This window comes from Klebsiella sp. 18074 (assembly GCF_902705905.1).
GTDB lineage: Bacteria > Pseudomonadota > Gammaproteobacteria > Enterobacterales > Enterobacteriaceae > Klebsiella > Klebsiella terrigena.
In genome coordinates, this window is record NZ_CACSIS010000020.1 from 1 (window position 1) to 21,460 (window position 21,460).

17 protein-coding genes and 1 rRNA gene are annotated in these 21,460 nt (G+C 58.8%); 7 read left to right on the top strand and 11 right to left on the bottom strand.

Going from position 1 to position 21,460, the window contains the following annotated elements:
* Window positions 1–4: 4 nt before the first annotated feature.
* From rrf to aceK, 5 genes are all read left to right on the top strand, one after another.
* Window positions 5–120: ribosomal RNA gene (gene rrf, locus GVK32_RS18905) — 5S ribosomal RNA — on the top strand.
* A 590-nt stretch (window positions 121–710) separates the two neighbouring features.
* The gene (gene metA / locus GVK32_RS18910) at window positions 711–1,640 is read left to right on the top strand and encodes a homoserine O-succinyltransferase (RefSeq protein ID WP_159871705.1); all 930 of its coding nucleotides are present in this window, start codon (window positions 711–713) and stop codon (window positions 1,638–1,640) included.
* Window positions 1,641–1,900: 260 nt separating this feature from the next.
* Window positions 1,901–3,502: a malate synthase A gene (gene aceB, locus GVK32_RS18915; RefSeq protein WP_159871708.1), complete on the top strand. Its 1,602-nt coding sequence runs from the start codon at window positions 1,901–1,903 to the stop codon at window positions 3,500–3,502.
* 34 nt (window positions 3,503–3,536) lie between these two features.
* Window positions 3,537–4,841, top strand: coding sequence for an isocitrate lyase (gene aceA, locus GVK32_RS18920; protein ID WP_041143562.1), 1,305 nt, complete (start codon window positions 3,537–3,539; stop codon window positions 4,839–4,841).
* A 50-nt stretch (window positions 4,842–4,891) separates the two neighbouring features.
* Complete coding sequence (aceK, locus tag GVK32_RS18925) at window positions 4,892–6,634, top strand: bifunctional isocitrate dehydrogenase kinase/phosphatase (protein WP_159871711.1); 1,743 nt, start codon at window positions 4,892–4,894, stop codon at window positions 6,632–6,634.
* A 33-nt stretch (window positions 6,635–6,667) separates the two neighbouring features.
* Here aceK and GVK32_RS18930 read toward each other — a convergent pair whose 3' ends face one another.
* A complete protein-coding gene (locus GVK32_RS18930; RefSeq protein WP_370461178.1) occupies window positions 6,668–7,096 on the bottom strand; it encodes an ASCH domain-containing protein in 429 nt (142 codons plus the stop codon).
* 1 nt (window position 7,097) lies between these two features.
* Window positions 7,098–7,925, bottom strand: a complete 828-nt coding sequence (gene iclR / locus GVK32_RS18935; protein ID WP_159871714.1) for a glyoxylate bypass operon transcriptional repressor IclR — start codon at window positions 7,923–7,925, stop codon at window positions 7,098–7,100.
* A gap of 309 nt (window positions 7,926–8,234) precedes the next feature.
* Here iclR and metH point away from each other — a divergent pair, with 309 nt between their 5' ends.
* Window positions 8,235–11,918, top strand: a complete 3,684-nt coding sequence (metH, locus tag GVK32_RS18940; RefSeq protein ID WP_159871717.1) for a methionine synthase — start codon at window positions 8,235–8,237, stop codon at window positions 11,916–11,918.
* 232 nt (window positions 11,919–12,150) lie between these two features.
* On the top strand, window positions 12,151–13,782 hold the full coding sequence (locus GVK32_RS18945) for a Na/Pi cotransporter family protein (protein ID WP_159871719.1): 1,632 nt from the start codon (window positions 12,151–12,153) through the stop codon (window positions 13,780–13,782).
* Between the two features lie 100 nt (window positions 13,783–13,882).
* Here GVK32_RS18945 and pepE read toward each other — a convergent pair whose 3' ends face one another.
* From pepE to GVK32_RS18990, 9 genes are all read right to left on the bottom strand, one after another.
* On the bottom strand, window positions 13,883–14,572 hold the full coding sequence (gene pepE, locus GVK32_RS18950) for a dipeptidase PepE (RefSeq protein ID WP_159871722.1): 690 nt from the start codon (window positions 14,570–14,572) through the stop codon (window positions 13,883–13,885).
* Window positions 14,573–14,807: 235 nt separating this feature from the next.
* Entirely contained in the window at window positions 14,808–15,620 is an 813-nt protein-coding gene (locus GVK32_RS18955; RefSeq protein ID WP_159871725.1) for a shikimate 5-dehydrogenase, read from the bottom strand.
* Window positions 15,613–16,842 (bottom strand): L-sorbose 1-phosphate reductase, encoded by a 1,230-nt coding sequence (sorE, locus tag GVK32_RS18960; protein ID WP_159871728.1) that lies wholly within the window; start codon window positions 16,840–16,842, stop codon window positions 15,613–15,615. Before sorE ends, GVK32_RS18955 begins: the two co-directional genes overlap by 8 nt.
* Window positions 16,843–16,918: 76 nt before the next feature.
* On the bottom strand, window positions 16,919–17,743 hold the full coding sequence (locus GVK32_RS18965) for a PTS system mannose/fructose/sorbose family transporter subunit IID (protein ID WP_159871731.1): 825 nt from the start codon (window positions 17,741–17,743) through the stop codon (window positions 16,919–16,921).
* A gap of 11 nt (window positions 17,744–17,754) precedes the next feature.
* Window positions 17,755–18,552 carry a PTS mannose/fructose/sorbose transporter subunit IIC gene (locus GVK32_RS18970; RefSeq protein WP_159871734.1) on the bottom strand — a complete coding sequence of 266 codons (798 nt, stop codon included), beginning with the start codon at window positions 18,550–18,552 and terminating at the stop codon, window positions 17,755–17,757.
* A gap of 137 nt (window positions 18,553–18,689) precedes the next feature.
* Window positions 18,690–19,184: a mannose/fructose/sorbose PTS transporter subunit IIB gene (locus GVK32_RS18975; protein WP_041143573.1), complete on the bottom strand. Its 495-nt coding sequence runs from the start codon at window positions 19,182–19,184 to the stop codon at window positions 18,690–18,692.
* A complete protein-coding gene (locus GVK32_RS18980) occupies window positions 19,184–19,591 on the bottom strand; it encodes a mannose/fructose/sorbose PTS transporter subunit IIA (RefSeq protein WP_123710020.1) in 408 nt (135 codons plus the stop codon). Before GVK32_RS18980 ends, GVK32_RS18975 begins: the two co-directional genes overlap by 1 nt.
* A gap of 9 nt (window positions 19,592–19,600) precedes the next feature.
* Window positions 19,601–20,404: an SDR family oxidoreductase gene (locus tag GVK32_RS18985; RefSeq protein WP_159871737.1), complete on the bottom strand. Its 804-nt coding sequence runs from the start codon at window positions 20,402–20,404 to the stop codon at window positions 19,601–19,603.
* A 69-nt stretch (window positions 20,405–20,473) separates the two neighbouring features.
* Window positions 20,474–21,427, bottom strand: a complete 954-nt coding sequence (locus tag GVK32_RS18990) for a sugar-binding transcriptional regulator (RefSeq protein WP_123710018.1) — start codon at window positions 21,425–21,427, stop codon at window positions 20,474–20,476.
* Window positions 21,428–21,460 lie beyond the last annotated feature (33 nt).

Consider the following 21,460-nt stretch of genomic DNA (forward strand, 5'->3'; position numbering starts at 1 on the left):
TTTGCCTGGCGGCAACAGCGCGGTGGTCCCACCTGACCCCATGCCGAACTCAGAAGTGAAACGCCGTAGCGCCGATGGTAGTGTGGGGTCTCCCCATGTGAGAGTAGGGAACTGCCAGGCATCAAATAAAGCAAAAGGCTCAGTCGAAAGACTGGGCCTTTTGTTTTATCTGTTGTTTGTCGGTAAGCGCTCTCCTGAGGAGGACAAATTCGCCGGGAGCGGATTTGCACAGCACGCAGTGCTGCCCGGAGGGTGGCGGGCAGGAGGCCCGCCATAAACTGTCAGGCATCAAACAAACAAAGAAACCTCATGCGCAGGCATGGGGTTTTTTGTTGTCTGCGGTTCAGGAAAAGCGGCCGGACGCCGCCCGGATCGGGCGCTGCGCGCCGCGATCCCTGCCCCTTCAGGCGCAAAACGCCGAAAAATCCCTCTCTCTTCCGCCCCTGCAGCGGTGAAATGTAGCGTCAAAATGCTGCTCTATCCCACCACATAGCACCCTGTTATCAGCCGTTGCCCACTTTTTGCCGATTCGCGCGGCGCAGCGCTATTATTCATGATGCTTCCTGCCGATTAATCGCTGTATTCTGTCCCGTGCGTGGTTGAAACTTTCTCACCTTCCGCTTGCAGACTCGACATTTTGCTTATTCCTGGTTATTGTTAGCTGTCTGGATGTCTAAACGTTTATACGTATGCTATGAGGTAATAAAGTTATGCCTATTCGGGTGCAGGACGAGCTACCGGCCGTCAATTTCTTGCGTAGTGAGAACGTCTTTGTGATGACGGCAACGCGCGCAACGACCCAGGAAATTCGCCCGCTGAAGGTGCTTATCCTCAACCTGATGCCGAAGAAAATCGAGACCGAAAACCAGTTCCTGCGGCTGCTATCGAACTCTCCGCTTCAGCTTGATATCCAGCTGCTGCGCATCGACGCGCGTGAATCTCGCAACACGCCAACCGAGCATCTGAACAACTTTTACTGCAACTTTGAGGACATCTGCGACCAGAACTTTGATGGCCTGATCGTCACCGGCGCGCCGCTGGGGCTGGTCGAATTCAACGACGTGGCCTACTGGCCGCAGATCAAGCAGGTGCTGGAGTGGGCAAAGGATCACGTCACCTCAACGCTTTTTGTCTGTTGGGCCGTACAGGCCGCGCTCAATATCCTTTATGGCATCCCCAAGCAAACCCGCACTGAAAAAATCTCCGGCGTATTTGAACACCATATTTTGCATCCGCATGCGCTACTGACCCGCGGTTTCGACGATACCTTCCTCGCGCCACACTCGCGCTATGCCGATTTTCCGGCCGCATTGATCCGCGACTATACCGATTTAGAGATCCTGGCAGAAACCGAAGAGGGCGATGCCTATCTGTTTGCCAGCAAAGATAAGCGCATTGCCTTCGTCACCGGGCATCCTGAATACGATGCCGGTACCCTGGCGGGCGAGTTTTTCCGCGATGTGGAAGCGGGACTCAGCCCGGAAGTTCCGACCAATTATTTCCCGCATGATGACCCGCAAAACACACCGCGGGCCAGCTGGAGAAGTCACGGAAACCTGCTGTTTGCCAACTGGCTGAACTACTATGTCTACCAAATCACGCCATACGATCTGCGGAATATGAACCCGACTCTGGATTAATCCTCCAGCCAACGCGATCCTAAAGCGTTTCAGCATTTTGCCTCTGGCACCTTCGGGTGCCTTTTTTGTTTCCGAAATTCAATTCATGTACGAAATAAACTTTAATTTTAATGTTATCAATATGTTGAATTGATATTAAAATTAAAATGGAAATTGTTTTTGATTTTGGAAAAATAATGCGTAGTCTTAATTGTGTTGAGCGAAAACCAGACAACGATCTTTCACTCGCGCCAACTGGATCAACCAAGAGGAGCTGCACAATGACGCAACAGGCGACAATCACTGACGAACTGGCCTTTGGCCAGCCCTATGGCGAGCAGGAAAAGCAGGTCTTAACGCCCGAGGCGGTGGAGTTCCTGGCGGAACTGGTGAGCCGCTTTACGCCTGAGCGCAATAAGCTGCTGGCGGTACGTATCCAGCAGCAGCAGGATATCGACGACGGGAAGCTGCCTGACTTTATTTCGGAAACGTATTCCATTCGTAATGGTGACTGGACGATTCGCGGTATTCCGGCCGATTTACAGGATCGCCGGGTAGAGATCACCGGTCCCGTTGAACGCAAAATGGTGATTAACGCTCTGAATGCCAACGTGAAAGTATTTATGGCTGACTTTGAGGATTCGCTGGCGCCTGACTGGAACAAAGTCATCGATGGTCAGATTAACCTGCGCGATGCGGTCAACGGCACCATCAGCTATACCAACGAAGCGGGGAAAATCTACCAGCTGAAGCCCGATCCTGCGGTGCTGGTTTGCCGGGTGCGGGGCCTGCATCTGCCGGAAAAGCACGTCACCTGGCGCGGGGAGTCGATTCCCGGCAGCCTGTTTGATTTCGCGCTCTATTTCTTCCATAACCACCGGGCTCTGCTGGCGAAAGGAAGCGGCCCCTATTTCTATCTGCCGAAGACCCAGGCCTGGCAGGAAGCGGCCTGGTGGAGCGAAGTCTTCAGCTACACCGAAGATCGCTTTGAACTGCCGCGCGGCACCATCAAGGCGACGCTGCTGATTGAAACGCTGCCGGCGGTGTTCCAGATGGATGAAATTCTCCACGCGCTGCGTGACCATATCGTTGGCCTGAACTGCGGACGTTGGGATTACATTTTCAGCTATATCAAAACGTTAAAAAACCATGCTGACCGTGTTTTACCCGACCGCCAGGTGGTGACGATGGACAAGCCGTTCCTCAACGCCTATTCACGCCTGCTGATTAAAACCTGCCACAAGCGCGGCGCGTTTGCGATGGGCGGCATGGCGGCATTTATTCCCAGCAAAGACGCTGAACGCAACCGCCAGGTGCTCGGCAAAGTTACCGCCGACAAAGAGCTGGAAGCTAAAAACGGCCATGACGGCACCTGGATTGCCCACCCGGGACTTGCGGATACGGCGATGGCGGTTTTCAACCGCGTGCTGGGCGAAAGGACCAATCAGCTGGGCGTCAGCCGGGACCAGGATGCGCCCATTACCGCCGAACAGCTGCTGGCCCCCTGCGACGGGGAGCGTACCGAAGCCGGGATGCGCGCCAACATTCGCGTGGCGGTGCAGTACATCGAAGCCTGGATCTCCGGCAACGGCTGCGTACCGATTTATGGCCTGATGGAAGATGCGGCGACTGCCGAAATCTCGCGCACCTCTATCTGGCAATGGATCCACCATCAGAAGACGCTGAGCGACGGGACGCCGGTGACCAAAGCGCTGTTCCGCCAGTGGCTTGGCGAAGAGCTGATGGTTATTCAGGAGGAGCTGGGTGAGCACCGCTACAGTAGCGGCCGCTTTGACGATGCCGCGCGGCTGATGGAACAAATCACCACCTCAGACGAACTGATTGATTTCTTAACGTTGCCTGGCTACCGCCTGTTGGCGTAATTCACCCACTCGTGACCCTATGGAGCATCTGCACATGAAAACTCGTACCCAGCAAATAGAAGAATTAAACAAAGAGTGGACACAGCCGCGTTGGGAAGGCATCACCCGCCCGTATAGCGCAGAAGAAGTGGTGAAATTACGCGGTTCGGTCAACCCGGAATGTACCCTGGCGCAGCTTGGCGCAGCCAAAATGTGGCGGCTGCTGCATGGCGGCTCGAAAAAGGGCTATATCAACAGCCTTGGCGCGCTGACCGGTGGGCAGGCGCTGCAGCAGGCGAAGGCGGGGATCGAGGCGATTTATCTCTCCGGCTGGCAGGTCGCGGCGGATGCCAACCTGGCTTCCAGCATGTATCCGGATCAATCGCTGTACCCGGCGAACTCGGTGCCAGCGGTGGTCGATCGGATCAACAACACCTTCCGTCGCGCCGATCAGATCCAGTGGTCTACCGGTATTGAATCCGACGATCCGCGCTATACCGACTATTTCCTGCCGATCGTGGCGGATGCTGAAGCCGGCTTCGGCGGCGTGCTGAATGCGTTTGAGCTGATGAAATCGATGATTGAGGCCGGTGCAGCGGCGGTTCACTTTGAAGATCAGCTGGCGTCGGTGAAGAAATGCGGCCATATGGGCGGTAAGGTGCTGGTTCCGACGCAGGAAGCTATCCAGAAACTGGTGGCCGCTCGCCTGGCGGCCGACGTCATGGGCGTACCGACGCTGGTCATCGCCCGTACTGACGCCGATGCTGCGGATCTGATCACCTCTGACTGCGATCCGTACGATCGTGAGTTTATTACCGGCGATCGCACCAATGAAGGTTTTTTCCGCACCCATGCCGGCATTGAGCAGGCGATTAGCCGCGGCCTGGCCTATGCGCCGTACGCTGACCTCGTGTGGTGCGAAACGTCTAAGCCGGATCTTGAGCAGGCTAAGCGCTTTGCGGATGCTATTCACGCCCGCTTCCCGGGCAAGCTGCTGGCCTACAACTGCTCGCCGTCGTTTAACTGGAAGAAAAACCTCGATGACGCCACCATCGCTCGCTTCCAGCAGGCGCTCTCCGACATGGGCTACAAATATCAGTTCATTACCCTGGCGGGCATTCACAGCATGTGGTTCAACATGTTCGACCTCGCCCGCTCCTATGCGCAGGGTGAGGGGATGAAGCACTACGTTGAGAAGGTGCAGCAGCCGGAGTTTGCCGCCGCTGCGGAGGGATACACCTTTGTTTCCCACCAGCAGGAGGTGGGCACCGGCTACTTCGATAAGGTGACCACCATTATCCAGGGCGGAGCTTCCTCAGTCACCGCGCTGACCGGCTCAACGGAAGAAGAGCAGTTCTGACTGTTTTCCCCCTCTCCCTGCCGGGGAGAGGGCTGGGTGAGGGGGAAGGTATGACGCGTGGCCTGGAACTATTGATTGCACAGACTATTTTGCAGGGCTTTGACGCCCAGTATGGCCGTTTCCTCGAAGTGACCTCGGGCGCGCAGCAGCGCTTTGAGCACGCCGACTGGCACGCGGTACAGCAGGCGATGAAACAGCGTATTCACCTCTACGACCATCACGTCGGCCTGGTGGTTGAACAGCTGCGCTGCATTACTGATGGCAAAAGTACCGACGCCGACTTTTTACTGCGGGTGAAAGAGCACTACACCCATTTGCTACCGGACTACCCTCGCTTCGAAATTGCGGAGAGCTTCTTCAATTCCGTCTATTGCCGGTTGTTTGACCACCGCTCGCTGACTCCCGAGCGGCTTTTTATTTTCAGCTCGCAGCCGGAGCGCAGCTTTCGCTCAATTCCCCGTCCGCTGGCGAAAACGTTTTTCCCCGGGCGCGGCTGGGAAACGCTATTAAGCAAGGTACTATCCGATCTTCCCCTGCGGCTGGCGTGGCAAAACAAGGCGCGGGATATTGGCTATATCACGGCCTGCCTGGTGGAGGCACTCGGCAGCGAGATGCTCTCCCGCTCTCATCTGCAAATAGCCAACGAACTCTTTTATCGCAATAAGGCGGCCTGGCTGGTAGGCAAACTGGTGACGCCGGTGGCAACGCTGCCCTTTTTGCTGCCCGTCCACCGCAGCGATGAAGGGGAGCTGTTTATTGATGCCTGCCTGACCACCCACGCGGAAGCGAGCATCGTCTTTGGCTTTGCGCGCTCCTATTTTATGGTTTACGCCCCGCTGCCCGGCGCGCTGGTCGAGTGGCTGCGCGATATCCTACCGGGGAAAACCACCGCCGAGCTGTACATGGCGATTGGCTGCCAGAAGCACGCAAAAACGGAAAGCTACCGTGAATATCTGCACTATATTGCTCGCAGCGACGAGCAGTTTATCGAGGCGCCTGGCATCCGCGGGATGGTGATGCTGGTCTTTACTCTGCCGGGTTTCGACCGGGTATTTAAGATCATCAAGGACCGCTTTGCGCCGCAAAAGGAGATGACCGCTGCCCACGTCCGAGCCTGCTATCAGCTGGTTAAAGAGCACGATCGCGTCGGGCGAATGGCCGATACCCAGGAGTTTGAAAACTTCGTGCTGGATAAGCGGCAAATCGCGCCGCAGCTGATGGCGCTGCTGCAGTCGGAAGCCGGAGCTAAAATTACCGACCTCGGGGATCGGATTGCCATCAGCCATCTCTATATCGAGCGGCGGATGGTGCCGCTGAATATCTGGCTGGAGCAGGTCGATGGCCAGGCGCTGCGCGATGCGGTCGAGGAGTATGGCAACGCCATTCGCCAGCTGGCCGCCGCTAATATTTTCCCCGGCGACATGCTGTTCAAAAACTTCGGCGTGACCCGCCATGGCCGGGTGGTGTTCTACGATTACGATGAGATTTGCTACATGACGGAGGTTAATTTCCGCGAGATCCCGCCGCCGCGCTATCCGGAAGACGAGCTGGCGAGCGAGCCGTGGTACAGCGTGTCGCCGGGGGACGTTTTCCCGGAGGAGTTCCGCCACTGGCTCTGCGCGGACCCGCGTATCGGGCCGCTGCTCGAGGAGATGCACGCCGATCTGCTGCGGGCCGACTACTGGCGCGAGCTGCAGACGCGCATCCGCAACGGCCACGTGGAGGATGTCTACGCCTACCGCCGCCGCCAGCGCTTTTGCGTGCGTTATGGCGCGATGCAGCAGGCGGGTTAAGCGAAAGGTTAATACGAGCCGCGGAGTTGCGGCTCAGGGCGATAGCGCGTCGGCGACGTCGATCAGCGCGAACTCTTCGTAAACCAGCTCCATCTCCGGTGACCAGCTCCCTTCACGCTCGAAGAAGGCCCGGTGAGCCTGCTGCCAGTAGCGCAGGCTCAAATCGCCTTCACCCTCCAGTGCGGCAAGATCCGCGGTCATCTCATTAAAGCGAATAATTCTGAGCGCCAGGGTGCGGATGACGCACGCCGGCTCGCCCGCTCCGTTGAGCACGATGTGCAACGAGCCCGGAGTCACCGGCGGATTTTCCTGCCGATAGCTGGCAAGCGAGCCGCAGGTGCCGCGCTTTTTCCCGGCGATAACCAGCGCCACCAGCTCGTCAGCCAGCGCGGGAGAATCGCCAAATGACCAGCAGAAGGCGCCGGGATAGCGCTGCTGCCAGAGGGCCTGCAGATCGCTCATCTTAGCGAACTCCGCCGTAGGCCAGGGTCACCTCTTTGGCGGCCTTAATTGCCAGCGCGCCGAGCTCGGTAACGCGATCGTCGGTCATCCGGGAGATAGGCCCGGAGATGGAGATCGCGGCAAACGGCTCGCGGTGTTCGTCATAGATGCAGGACGCGACGCAGCGCAGGCCCAGGGCATGCTCTTCGTCGTCGAACGAATAGCCGCGCTTGCGCGTCTGGGCCAGGTCCTCTTTCAGATGCAGCGGCGATACCAGGGTGGCGTGGGTGTAGGCGTGCAGGCCTTTGCGGTGTAGAAGGCCGGTGACCTGCTCTTCGCTTAGCTGCGACAGGAAAGCTTTACCCGCTCCGGAGGCGTGCATCGGCAGCTTGCCGCCGATCGGCGCCGACATGCGCATTAGCTGCGTACACTGCACCTGGTCGATGATAATCGCCTGGTGGTCGCCCTGATCCAGCACCGCCAGGTTGACCGTTTCGCCGGAGTCCTCCATCAGCTGGCGCAGAATGGGGTGCACGATGGCCAGCAGGTTGCGGCTTTGCAGAAAGCTGCTGCCGACCACAAAGGCGTGGGCGCCGACGGACCAGTGCCCGAGATCGCCTACCTGGCGCACGAAGCCCAGCTGCTGCATGGTCGTCAGCAGGCGGTGGGTTGTCGAGTTCGGCAGGCCGGCCTGCTGCGCCAGCTCGGTTAACGCGACGCTACCGTGCGATTCAGAAATCCATTCGAGTAATTTTAGCCCACGGGTAAGCGACTGAACTTGCCCGCTGGCCTGAGGGGCGGCGGGAGTCGCGGGTTTTCTGCCGCGCTTTGCGGGAACGGGAGTGACCATCGCAGATTCCTTTTTTCTGTATCGTGGAAATAGTTTTCGTTTTATTTGCCCGTTTTGCAATCACAACCCGACTGATCGGATGAGTGAAGCTGAACATGTCTCATATTGCCCGCCGCTCTCTTTCCCGACCCTGTGGTTTATGCCAGTATGGATGGACACTTCATCCTTCAAACTGTTTCTGCGTTGGCTGCTCTGGCTCATCCCCGGTTACCTGCTTGTCTAAGCGCCTGGGGCCGCCTTGCCGCCTTGACCCAGCTTGAATGATTTTGTGTATTTCTGGGGTCTGGTTGAGCGTTGTCGGGAGCGAGTGTGAGCAGCAAAGTTGAGCAACTGCATCAGCAGTTAAAAAAACGTATTTTGGTTCTGGATGGGGGCATGGGCACCATGATCCAGGGCTATCGTCTGAGTGAAGAAGAGTTCCGCGGCGCGCGCTTTGCCGACTGGCCTTGCGACCTGAAAGGCAATAACGACCTGCTGGTGCTCAGCAAGCCGGATGTGATCCGCGCTATTCACGACGCCTATTTCGAGGCCGGCGCGGATATCATTGAGACCAACACCTTTAACTCGACGACTATCGCGATGGCGGATTACCAGATGGAATCCCTGTCGGCGGAAATCAACTTTGCCGCGGCACAGCTGGCGCGCGCCAGCGCCGACGAGTGGACCGCCCGCACGCCGGAAAAGCCGCGCTACGTCGCGGGGGTCCTCGGGCCGACTAACCGCACCGCCTCCATCTCTCCTGACGTCAACGACCCGGCCTACCGCAACATCACCTTCGACGGGCTGGTGGAAGCCTACCGTGAGTCAACGAAGGCGCTGGTGGAAGGGGGCGTCGACCTGATTATGATTGAGACGGTATTCGACACCCTGAACGCCAAAGCGGCAATCTTTGCGGTCAAAGAGGAGCTTGAGGCGCTGGGTGTCGATCTGCCGATCATGATTTCTGGCACCATCACCGATGCCTCCGGCCGTACGCTCTCCGGGCAGACCACCGAAGCCTTTTACAACTCGCTGCGCCACGCCGATGCGCTCACCTTCGGCCTCAACTGCGCCCTGGGTCCGGACGAGCTGCGCCAGTACGTGCAGGAGCTCTCGCGCATCGCCGAATGCTACGTCACCGCGCACCCCAACGCGGGCCTGCCGAACGCCTTTGGTGAATACGATCTGGATGCCGATACCATGGCCGCGCAAATTCGTGAATGGGCTGAATCCGGGTTCCTGAATATCGTCGGCGGCTGCTGCGGCACGACGCCGGAGCATATCGCGGCCATGTCGCGCGCCGTTGCCGGGCTGGCTCCGCGCGCGCTGCCCAGCCTGCCGGTGGCCTGCCGCCTTGCCGGCCTCGAGCCGCTGAATATCGGCGATGACAGCCTGTTTGTTAACGTCGGCGAACGGACCAACGTGACCGGTTCTGCGAAGTTCAAGCGGCTGATTAAAGAAGAAAAATATAATGAAGCGCTGGACGTTGCCCGCCAGCAGGTCGAGAGCGGCGCGCAGATTATCGATATCAACATGGACGAGGGGATGCTCGACGCGGAAGCGGCGATGGTGCGTTTCCTCAACCTGATTGCCGGTGAGCCCGATATTGCCCGCGTGCCGATCATGATCGACTCCTCGAAGTGGGAAGTCATCGAAAAAGGCCTGAAGTGCATTCAGGGCAAAGGCATCGTCAACTCTATCTCAATGAAAGAGGGGATCGAGCCGTTTATCCATCACGCTAAAAAAGTGCGACGCTACGGTGCCGCCGTGGTGGTGATGGCCTTCGACGAGCAGGGCCAGGCCGATACGCGCGCGCGCAAAATCGAGATTTGCCGCCGGGCGTACAAAATTCTGACCGAAGAGGTGGGCTTCCCGCCAGAAGATATTATCTTCGACCCCAATATCTTCGCGGTAGCGACCGGTATTGAAGAGCACAACAACTATGCGCAGGACTTTATCGGCGCCTGTGAAGATATCAAACGTGAGCTGCCGCATGCGCTGATTTCCGGCGGCGTTTCCAACGTCTCGTTCTCCTTCCGCGGCAACGATCCGGTCCGCGAGGCGATTCACGCCGTCTTCCTGTACTACGCCATTCGTAACGGCATGGACATGGGGATAGTGAACGCCGGGCAGCTGGCGATTTATGACGACCTGCCCGCCGAGCTACGCGATGCCGTCGAAGACGTGATCCTCAACCGTCACGCCGAGGGCACCGATCGCCTGCTGGAGCTGGCGGAAAAATATCGCGGCAGCAAAACGGACGACTCCGCCAACACCCAGCAGGCGGAATGGCGCAGCTGGGACGTTAAAAAGCGTCTTGAATACTCGCTGGTGAAAGGGATCACCGAATTTATCGAGCTCGACACCGAAGAGGCGCGTCAGCAGTCGACCCGCCCCATCGAGGTGATTGAAGGCCCGCTGATGGACGGCATGAACGTGGTGGGCGACCTGTTCGGCGAGGGCAAAATGTTCCTCCCGCAGGTGGTGAAATCGGCCCGCGTGATGAAGCAGGCGGTGGCCTACCTCGAGCCCTATATTGAGGCCAGCAAAGAGAAGGGTTCCAGCAACGGCAAGATGGTGATCGCCACCGTCAAAGGCGACGTGCACGACATCGGTAAAAACATCGTCGGCGTGGTGCTGCAGTGTAATAACTACGAAATCATCGATCTTGGGGTGATGGTTCCGGCAGATAAAATCCTCAAAACCGCCCGTGAAGTGAATGCCGACCTGATCGGCCTCTCCGGGCTGATCACCCCCTCACTGGATGAAATGGTCAACGTGGCAAAAGAGATGGAGCGCCAGGGTTTTACCCTGCCGCTGCTGATTGGCGGCGCGACCACCTCTAAAGCGCATACGGCGGTAAAAATCGAGCAGAACTACAGCGGCCCGACGGTCTACGTGCAGAACGCCTCGCGTACCGTTGGCGTCGTGGCGGCGCTGCTTTCCGACACCCAGCGCGATGACTTCGTTGCCCGTACGCGTAAAGAGTACGAAACCGTGCGTATCCAGCATGCGCGCAAGAAGCCACGTACTCCGCCGGTCACCCTGGAGGCCGCCCGGGATAACGACCTGGCGTTTGACTGGGGGAGCTATACGCCGCCGGTGGCCCATCGCCTCGGCGTGCAGGAGGTCGAAGCCAGCATCGAAACGCTGCGTAACTACATCGACTGGACGCCGTTCTTTATGACCTGGTCGCTGGCCGGGAAATACCCGCGTATCCTCGAGGATGACGTGGTGGGCGAAGAGGCGCAGCGGCTGTTTAAAGATGCCAACGACCTGCTGGATAAGCTGAGCGCCGAGAAGTCGCTGAACCCGCGTGGGGTGGTGGGGTTATTCCCGGCTAACCGCGTTGGCGACGACATCGAAATCTACCGTGACGAGACGCGCACCCATGTTCTGACCGTCAGCCATCACCTGCGCCAGCAGACCGAGAAGGTCGGATTTGCCAACTACTGCCTCGCCGATTTTGTCGCGCCGAAGCTGAGCGGTAAGGCCGACTATCTTGGCGCGTTCGCGGTAACCGGCGGGCTGGAGGAGGACGCGCTGGCCGAGGCCTTTGACGCTCAGCACGATGATTACAATAAAATCATGGTCAAAGCGATCGCCGACCGTCTGGCCGAAGCGTTTGCGGAATATCTGCACGAGCGGGTGCGTAAGGTTTACTGGGGCTATGCCGCCAACGAGAACCTGAGCAACGAGGAGCTGATCCGCGAAAACTATCAGGGGATTCGTCCGGCGCCGGGCTATCCGGCCTGCCCGGAGCATACCGAAAAAGCCGTGATCTGGGAGCTGCTGGACGTGGAGGCGCATACCGGCATGAAGCTGACCGAATCGTTCGCCATGTGGCCGGGCGCCTCGGTCTCCGGCTGGTACTTCAGCCATCCGGACAGCAAGTACTACGCGGTGGCGCAGATCCAGCGCGATCAGGTTGAGGATTACGCGCTACGCAAAGGAATGACCCCGGGCGAAGTTGAGCGCTGGCTGGCGCCGAACCTGGGCTACGACGCGGACTAGCCTGCGGCCTGTCGCAAATCGGTTATCTTCACTTACAACTTAGCGGGCGCCCAAAAGGCGCCCTGTCTCTTTATTGCGGCTAAACCCTTATACTGGAGTATTGGTTCAGGGCCATCTGCACTGACCGGGATTGCTCTGGGCGATGTAGCCCGGCTAAGCGTAGCGCCGCCGGGGGAATTCCCGACGGGGCTGTCCGCATTTATCCGTCGGGTAATAAGGAGAACAAGAATCCGTGTTAACTCTGCTGCACCTGCTTTCTGCCGTCGCCCTGCTGGTTTGGGGCACCCATATCGTTCGTACCGGCGTGATGCGCGTCTATGGCGCACGCCTGCGTTCCGTTCTCAGCAGTAGCGTCGAGAAAAAACCGCTCGCCTTCTGCGCCGGTATTGGCGTTACGGCTCTGGTCCAGAGCAGCAACGCTACCACCATGCTGGTTACCTCGTTTGTCGCTCAGGACCTGGTCGCGCTGGCCCCGGCGCTGGTAATTGTGCTGGGCGCCGACGTGGGGACCGCGCTGATGGCGAGGGTGCTGACCTTCGACCTCTCATGGCTCTCGCCGCTGCTGATTTTTATCGGTGTGATTTTCTTCCTTGGCCGCAAGCAGACCCGCGCGGGCCAGCTGGGGCGGGTCGGTATCGGGCTGGGGCTGATTTTACTGGCGCTGGAGCTGATCGTGCAGGCGGTGCACCCCATCACCCAGGCCAACGGCGTGCAGGTGATATTCGCGTCGCTGACCGGTGATATCATGCTGGATGCGCTGATAGGCGCCATGTTCGCGATAGTGAGCTACTCCAGCCTCGCGGCGGTGCTGCTAACCGCAACGCTCACCTCCACCGGCGTGATTTCGTTCCCGGTCGCGCTGTGCCTGGTTATCGGCGCGAACCTCGGCTCCGGGATCCTGGCGATGATCAACAACAGCGCCGCCAACGCCGCCGCGCGCCGCGTTGCGCTGGGCAGCCTGCTGTTTAAGCTGGTGGGCAGCCTGATTATTCTGCCTTTTGTCCACCTGCTGGCGGATGCGATGCACAAGCTGCCTTTACCGGAAGCGGAGCTGGTGATTTACTTCCACGTCTTCTACAACCTGATTCGCTGCGTGGCGATGGTGCCGTTCGCCGAGCCGATGGCCCGGCTCTGCAGGCGCCTGATTCAGGAAGAGCCCGAGCAGGACCTGCACCTGAAGCCGAAGCATCTGGATCCCTCGGCGCTGGATACGCCGGCCCTGGCGCTGGCCAACGCTGCGCGTGAGACGTTGCGCATTGGCGACGCCATGGAGCAGATGCTGGACGGCCTGCGTAAGGTGATGCACGGCGAGCCGCGGGAGGAGAAGGGGCTGCGCAGAATGGCGGACGATATTAACGTCCTCTATACCGCTATCAAGCTCTATCTGGCGCGGATGCCGAAAGATGAGCTCGCCGAAGAGGAGTCACGCCGCTGGGCGGAGATTATTGAAATGGCGCTCAACCTCGAGCAGGCTTCCGATATCGTGGAGAGAATGGGCAGCGAAATTGCCGATAAATCGCTGGCCGCGCGGCGGGCCTTCTCCGTTGAAGGGTTGAAGGAGCTCGACGGCCTGTACGATCAGCTGCTGAGCAACCTCCAGCTGGCGATGTCGGTCTTCTTCTCCAGCGACGTCCCGAGCGCCCGGCGCCTGCGTCGCAACAAGCACCGTTTCCGCATCATGAACCGCCGCTACGCGCACGCGCACGTCGATCGCCTGCACCAGCAGAACGTGCAGAGCATTGAAACCAGCTCGCTGCATCTGGGGCTGCTGGGCGATATGAAGCGTCTCAACTCTCTGTTCTGTTCGGTCGCCTACAGCGTGATGGAGCAGCCGGACGAAGATGACGAGCGGGATGATTATTAAGCGCTAAGGCCGCTGCCGGCCGTAGCGCCCCGGGAAAACCCCGCAGGCGCAGCGCAAGCCTGGTCCGCAACTCTCCCCGCCGGGGAGAGGGGGAAGGCGGTTAAAACCGGTGGCCGGCGGCGACAGAAACCGATTCTTTTCCGGCAGTAAACACCAGCGTTGGGTTCGGGCCGCCGAGGGTGGCGTGTCCCTGCGCAACCTGAATCCAGTTTCCTTCCGGTAAACCGATAATCACCAGCTCCGGCGCCACCAGCAGCAGCTCGCGGATCCGCTGTTCGCGGGTTTCGCCTTGGTGTCCTTCCGGCAGGGCGTTGGTGAAGTGGGGGTTAATCTGCAGCGGGAACAGCCCCAGGGCGTCAAACCCCTGCGGGTCAACGATCGGCATATCGTTAGTGGTGCGGATGGTCGGGCAGGCGAGATTGGCGCCGGCGCTCCAGCCGATATACAGCGCGCCGCGCCTGACCACGTCAACGATTGGCGCCAGCAGGCCGCGCGTGCGGCACTCTTTGAGCAGCTGGAAGGTATTACCGCCGCCGACGATGACCACATCGGCGGTCTCAATCGCCGCGATGGGATCCGCGACGCTGTGAATGCCCGTGACGCTCACGCCCAGAGGGGCAAAGACCGCGGCGGTTTTTGCCGTGTAATCATCCCAGGTCTGCGTGACGCCGGCGAAAGGGATAAATACCGCCGAACGGCGGCCGTTCAACTGCCCGGAAATGACCGGCAGGGCATGTTCCAGCCATGCCTTGCCGGGCAGGGTTGAGTTACTCAGTAGCAGTAGTTCCATCTTTTCTCCGTGATAACCATCGTCATTCAGGCCGTTTGCGCGGTGGCGTAGTCGCAAAACGCGCCGCTGCGCCTGAACGTCTATGGTCTGGTCATAATGACAAAGTCGGCTGGCGATCCTACCACTGCTTGCCCCTGCGCTCGCTGACGTGGCTCACGATGTTGTCAGGTTGCGGCACACCACGCTGCCGCAACCTATGCATCACGACCCGGGTATCCCTGGGCGATGCGGGCGTTTAGCCCGCGCGGGCAAACGCCGCCGCTTCGTTAACCAGCGCCTCGTCCGGGCGCACGCCGGTGTACAGCACAAACTGCTCTACCGCCTGCAGGGCAATCACCTCCGCGCCGCTGATGGTGCGTCTATCCAGCCGCTGCGCCAGGCGGATCAACGGCGTTTCCGGCGGCAGGGCCACCACGTCGAACACCACGTCGGCGCCCTCAACCATGGCCTGGCTGAAGGCCAGCGTCTCGACGTACTCTCCCCCCGCCATGCCGAGAGGGGTGACGTTGACCAGAATATCCACCGTTATTCCCTCAGGCTGCGGCTGCCACTGGAAGCCGTACTGTTTTGCCAGCGCCAGGCCGCTATCGCGATTGCGGGCAGCGATAATGACATCGCGGAAGCCAGCGTCGCGAAACGCGGCGATGACCGCCTTCGCCATGCCGCCGCTGCCCTGAATCATCACCTTCGCCGTGCGCGCCAGACTGTGGCTGTCGATCAGGCTTTTCACCGCGATATAGTCGGTGTTGAGGCCGGTCAGCCTGCCGCTATCGTTGACGATGGTATTGACTGAATCAATCACCTTTGCAGAAGGGTCGATAGCGTCGAGAAACGGCATGCAGCTCTCCTTGAACGGCATGGATACCGCACAGCCGCGAATGCCCAATGCCCGAACGCCTTGTACCGCCGCCGCAATATCCTGCGTCGTAAAGGCTTTGTAGATGTAGTTCAGCCCCAGCTTTTCATACAGATAGTTATGGAAACGGGTACCGAAGTTGCCCGGACGGCTGGCCAGCGACATGCAGAGCTGAGTATCGCGATTAATCATGGGTAATATCCTCCGCGTGGGCCAGCAGATACTGCTCGGCTTCGCCGGACCAGATCCCGTGATGGCGCTCTATAATTGCCGCCAGCGCCGGATCGGCAATGCTGCCCAGCGGGGTCAGCGGAATCGATTTCCCGGTATAAACCAGCTTCTTGCCGCCGCCGACGGCCGGTAAATCGAGGGTGGTTTCGCCCGCAGCGTTGAGCCCAAGAATATGGGTTACCACCTTCGCCGCCTGCACCTTTTTCTCCTGCATCAGCGCCACGGCGGCGCGCATATCGTCAGTGTTGCCCCCGGAGGTGCCGACGTAGTGGGTAAAGGCGTAGTGGACGTCGTAAAAGTTAACCGGCGCGCTAAACTGTTTATCCTGCGGGCCGGCGAAGAAGTTCAGGCAGCCATCGGCGGCCAGCAGCGAAGAGGCCAGGGTAATCAGCTCCTCTTTCGGCACGAAAACGAAAATATCGTCAAACCCGTGGCCGCCGGTCAGCGCCATCAGCGTCTCCCGGCTGGCGTCATGGCCGTCGAGGTAGTGGATCAGGGTTTGCGGCTCTGAGGGATAGTGCCGACGGGCGTAGCTCAGCTTGGGCTTATTGGTGTCGGTGACCACCAGCAGAGAGGGGTTGATCGGGCCGTGCAGGGCATAGTCAATGGCCAGCAGGCCCATCGGGCCGGTGCCGCCGAGGATCAGCGTACGCCCCTGCGGCCGGATGCCCATCGTATGGTTATAGGTGCCTTCCTGCAGGTGATAGTTGGCGTTGAAGGCGCCAATAACGCAGGAGAGCGGCTCGACCAGCGAGCCTTCAAACCAGGTATCGCCCTCCCAGGGGAGCAGGCAGTCCTGGGTCATCACCTCGTCAGGGATCACCACGTGGGTGGCTTCACCGCCGATCCACTGGAACGAGTAGCCGGGACAATCCGGGCGATCCGGCAGCTGCAGGTTGGCCTGAATCACGTAGCGCTGGCCGGGGTGGAATTTGTGCTGCCACTTTTTGCCGACCGCGAGGATTTCGCCGCAAAACTCATGCCCGATAACGATCGGATTGAGCGCAACGTCGTCCGGGACCTTTTTGTGGTCCTCGCCCTGATTGGCCTCTTTCCATGAGGAGAGGCACAGGCTGTCGGTGACCACCCGGGCGAGAATTTCATCATCCTCCATCGCCGGGAGTTCGAAAGTTTCCAGGCGCAGATCGCGTTTGCCATACAGACGTAGAGCCGTAGTTTTCATGTTTACCACCTCATCCCCTTACTCTTGCGGGGTTAGTTTATTGAAGCCGCCCCGACGGTAGCGCCGGGGCGAAAGATCAGGACAGGAAGCCCAGCGCGTGACCGATAATCCCGAGGCCGAACAGGGCGAAAATGAGCCAGACCGGGTTCACCTTCTTATTGAGCAGGCGCACCATCAGCAGCGTCAGGCCCAGGGCCAGCAGGCCAGGGCAAAGCTGGTCGAGGATGTTCTGCACGGTCATGGTGACGGTGGCGCCGTCAGCGCCCGGAGTTTGGGAGACCACCAGCGGTACGTTGATGGTGGTCCACTTCGTCACCAGTACGCCCATCACAAACAGGCCGAGGATTGAGGCGCCTTCGGTGAGTTTTTGCAGCAGGTTGCCGCCCATATCGCTGACGATATTGACCCCTTTGCGAAAGCCAAGCTGCAGCCCGTACCACTTCATGGCCAGACGTACTGCGTTGAAAATAAAGAAGAACAGCAGCGGGCCAAGAATATTTCCGGAGAGCGCCAGCGAGGCGCCGAGTGCGGCGGTAATCGGGCGCAGGGTTCCCCAGACCAGCGGGTCGCCGACCCCCGCCAGCGGCCCCATCAGCCCGACCTTGATGCCGTTAATCGCGCCGTCGTCAATCGCCGCGCCGTTGGCGCGCGCCTCTTCCATCGCGGCGGTGACGCCCAGTACCGGGCCGCAAACCGCGGGCGTGGTATTGAAGAACACCAGGTGGCGCTTGAGGGCCGCAACCTGATCCTCCTTCAGCGGGTAGAGGCGTTTGATTGCCGGGATCATGTCGTAGCAAAATCCCAGGCCATGAATACGTTCGAAGTTAAAAGAGGCCTGCTGCAGGTTGGAGCGCAGAAACATGCTAACCAGGTCGCCTTGCGTGAGTTTTTTCTGTTCCATGGTCGGCTCCATCAGTCGTCAAGTTGGTTAAGGGCGGTGGAAGAGGCGGCGCTAGCCTGGGGTTCAGGCTTGCGCCACTGCGGATTGAGCTGGATATAGATCAGCGCGATGATGACCCCCACACCGCCGAAGGCCAGCAGGCTAAAGTTGAGGTAACCGCCGGCGAGAAAACCAAGGAAAAAGAAGGGCATCAGATATTTCACGCCCATCATGCGCAGGACCATGGCGTAGCCGACCACGACGATGAAACCGCCGGCAATTTGCAGGCCGCGGGTCACGAATTCCGGGATCGCATTCAGCATGCTGCTGACCATATCGGCGCTGACGAACAGCGACACCACCAGCGCCGGGATGGCGACGCGCAGTGCCTGAACGCCGAGCGCCGAGACGTGCAGCAGATCGATGGTGCGAAAGCGGGCCTCTTCGGCGGCTTTATCCGCCGCGTGCTGGAAGACCACCGTGATGGTGCGGGCAAAGACGGTCAGCACCTGTCCGGCTGCGGCAACCGGCAGAGCGATGGCGATACCGGTCGCGATGCTTTGCTGGCCGACGATGACTAAAATGGCTGAAATGATGCTGGCCAGGGCTGAATCCGGAGACTGCGCCGCGCCGACGTTCATCCAGCCGAGGGCAATCAGCTCCAGCGTGCCGCCGAGCATAATTCCGGTTTTTAAATCACCGAGAATCAGACCAATCACCGTACAGGCGATTAACGGGCGGTGGGTCTGGAATTCATCCAGTACGCTGCCCATTCCGGCAATACAGGAAAAAATAAATATGGCTATTATTTGTAGGGTACTAATTTCCATAATTATAACCTTTAAAGTGTAGGGAACCCTGCCTGTTACGGCACATATACCAGTCACGTGGTTATTTATGCTGACGGTGATGTATTTATTTTTCGCCGCAACGCCTGCGCCACGAACGGGTAGTAAACAGGCGTTTTTTATTCTGTAACGGACTGCTGAGCGAGCTTGTCGAGAATATTAATAGATGGATCGGAAGCCACCACGCGTAAATCCAGAATAACGCCGAGCTGGTCCAGTTGGCGAAATGCGTCAATATCCGTTTGATCTAATGAAACGGCTTTGGTGAGCTGTTTCTTTCCCGGTCTCCAGGCCATGCCGCCGATATTTAGCGTGGCTATTTTGACTCCCTGCTGCACCATCGTTAAAACGTCTTGCGGATTGGTAAATAAATAAAAAACGGATTCATTTTGATATTGTGGATTATGATAAACGGCAACCGCTTTTTCGAGATTCACGACGTTGACCTTCATCCCTGGCGGCGCGGCCTGGCGGAGCAGGGTCCGGCGCACTTCGTCGTTATAAACATCGTCGTTGCAGATAATAATGCGCTGAGCGTTGGCCACTTTGGACCAGACGGTGGTCACCTGGCCGTGGATCAGCCGGTCATCGATGCGGGCGAGCGTAATGTTCATCAGAAATCCTCCTCAACGGTTTGTGGGAGCCGCCAGACCACGCAGCACTGGCTGGCAATCGCGGTCAAATGGTCGCACAAGGCGTCGGCGGTCATGGCCTGCTGGTTATCCACCAGCTCCAGCGCCAGCGGCAAAGAGAGGCCGCTGATCACCCGCAGCAGCGGGTTTTTCATCGCCAGCCCTGCGGCGGCATTCCACGGGCTGCCGCACTGTAAATCGACGGCAATCAGCCACTCATCACTGCTGTGAGTGCTTACTAACTCTTCCAACTTAGCGGCGATATCGCCGGCATTTTCTCCCGGGACAAACTCCACGGCGCTGACGTTGACGTCGCCATAGACCATACGAACGGAGTCCAGCATGGCGCAGGCAAGCTGGCCGTGAGCGCAGAAAATAGCGTTGACCATAGGATCTCCTTAACCGCGGGTTTTACCGCCAGCGATGTTAGTGGTTACTCCGGTTATATAGCTCGCACGCTCTGACAGCAGGTAGCAAACGTAGTCCGCAACCTCGCTCAGGCGCCCGGAGCGGCCGATGGGAATGGCGTTTTTGCTATAGCCTTCGCGCAGCTGTTCAACGCTGATGCCGCGGGTCCAGGCCAGCGCTTCTTCATACTCCGGCGTACGCAGCCCGGTTTTTTCCAGAATGCCCGGCGCGACGCCCACCACGCGGATACCGTGTCTTCCCAGCTCCTTCGACCATGAGCGGGTGAAGCTATTCAGCGCCGCCTTGGTGGCCGCATAGCAGCTCTGGCCCTCCGAGCCTTCCAGCCCGCTTTCTGACGAAACGTTAACGATCGCCCCTTCGCGCTGCTTCACCATCTGCCGGGCGACCGCCTGCGACATTAAAAAGACGCCTTTTTGGTTAATGTTGACCATTTTCTCAAAGGCCGCTTCGTTCAGCTCATAGCGGCCAGCGGGCGCCTTTTCATCAACTAACAGGCGGGGGAAATTAACCCCGGCGTTATTCACCAGGCCATCAATACGTCCGCAGCGTTGAATAATTTGCTCGACGCTGTGGTTCACTTCGTCGGCTCGGGAAATATCGGTGGGCCAGAACCTATAGTTCTCACTGTTACGATATTTGTCGCCACCGTGAATATCCGTCATTTGCACGTTGGCGCCTTGCTCAATTAATTCATCGACGATGGCCAGGCCGATTCCGGAGCCGCCGCCGGTGACAATAACTATTTTATCTTTGAGGTTTAGCCATGTTTTCATTATCGTCTTCTCGTTATTTAGATAAAGGGGGTCCGCGCAGCACGGGCTGCGGGAATAGATATTCTTATTTTATTTCAGCAATAGCTCAGCCGTTTCCCGGTTAGTCACCAGACAATTAATGTAGCCGCCGTTCAGGGCGCCGAGGATCCCGCTATATTTTTCTTCGCCGATGGCGATGCCCACCGAATAGCGCGCGTGCTTGAGCCTGGCGATATCAATAGAGAGCGTTTTTTCGTTCATATTAGTTTCAACGATGCCGCCGTTAATATCGTAAAAGCGCGAGCAAATATCGCCGGCGACGTGGCGGGCGTTGAGATCGTCGCTCTCTTCGCTGCCGTAAAATGCGTGCCAGTTTGCGCCGTCGCGGATCGCCGGTGAGCCGATCCCTACCAGCGCAACATCCAGATTGTCCCAGTAGGATGAGATGGTCTGAAAGTGCCTGGACTGCATGATGCCGTTGCGGATCAGGGTATTTTCCAGCAGCGCCGGGAAGTCGGCGAGGTGCGACTCGGCCTTCAGCTTCGCCGCTGCGCTATAGGTCAGGGTATTGACGTGGTAGCGGCTCTCCAGCTTACCGGAGGGGCCGCCGATAATCGGCACGCAGATAGCCTGGCGCGACTGGCTGGCCTGCGGCAGGGTTTCGACCAGCGCCCGCACCGCGCGTCCCCAGGAAAAGCCGATGATATCGCCGGGCTCCAGCAGCCGATCGACCAGCTGAGCGCCGTGCTGACCGATGGTATTGAGCTGGTCCTCCTCCTGCGTTGAGCTGCAGGAAGCCACCACCGCTTCCTTTAGGGCAAATTTTTGCTTCAGCTGCTGCTCCAGCCACAGGTTTTCGTTGTAGTCATAGTTGATGGCGATAGTGACGATACCCTGCTCGCGGCCGCGTTTTAGCAGACGGCTGATCGTGGTGCGGTAAATACCCAGCTCGCGGGCGATCTGCGCCTGGGTCATGTCCTGCTCGTAGTAGAGCTGGGCAATTTTCACGATTAAGCGGATATCGTCGCTATTTTCGGTGGTCATCTGCGGGCTCCTGCACATTTGTGCAAATCACGT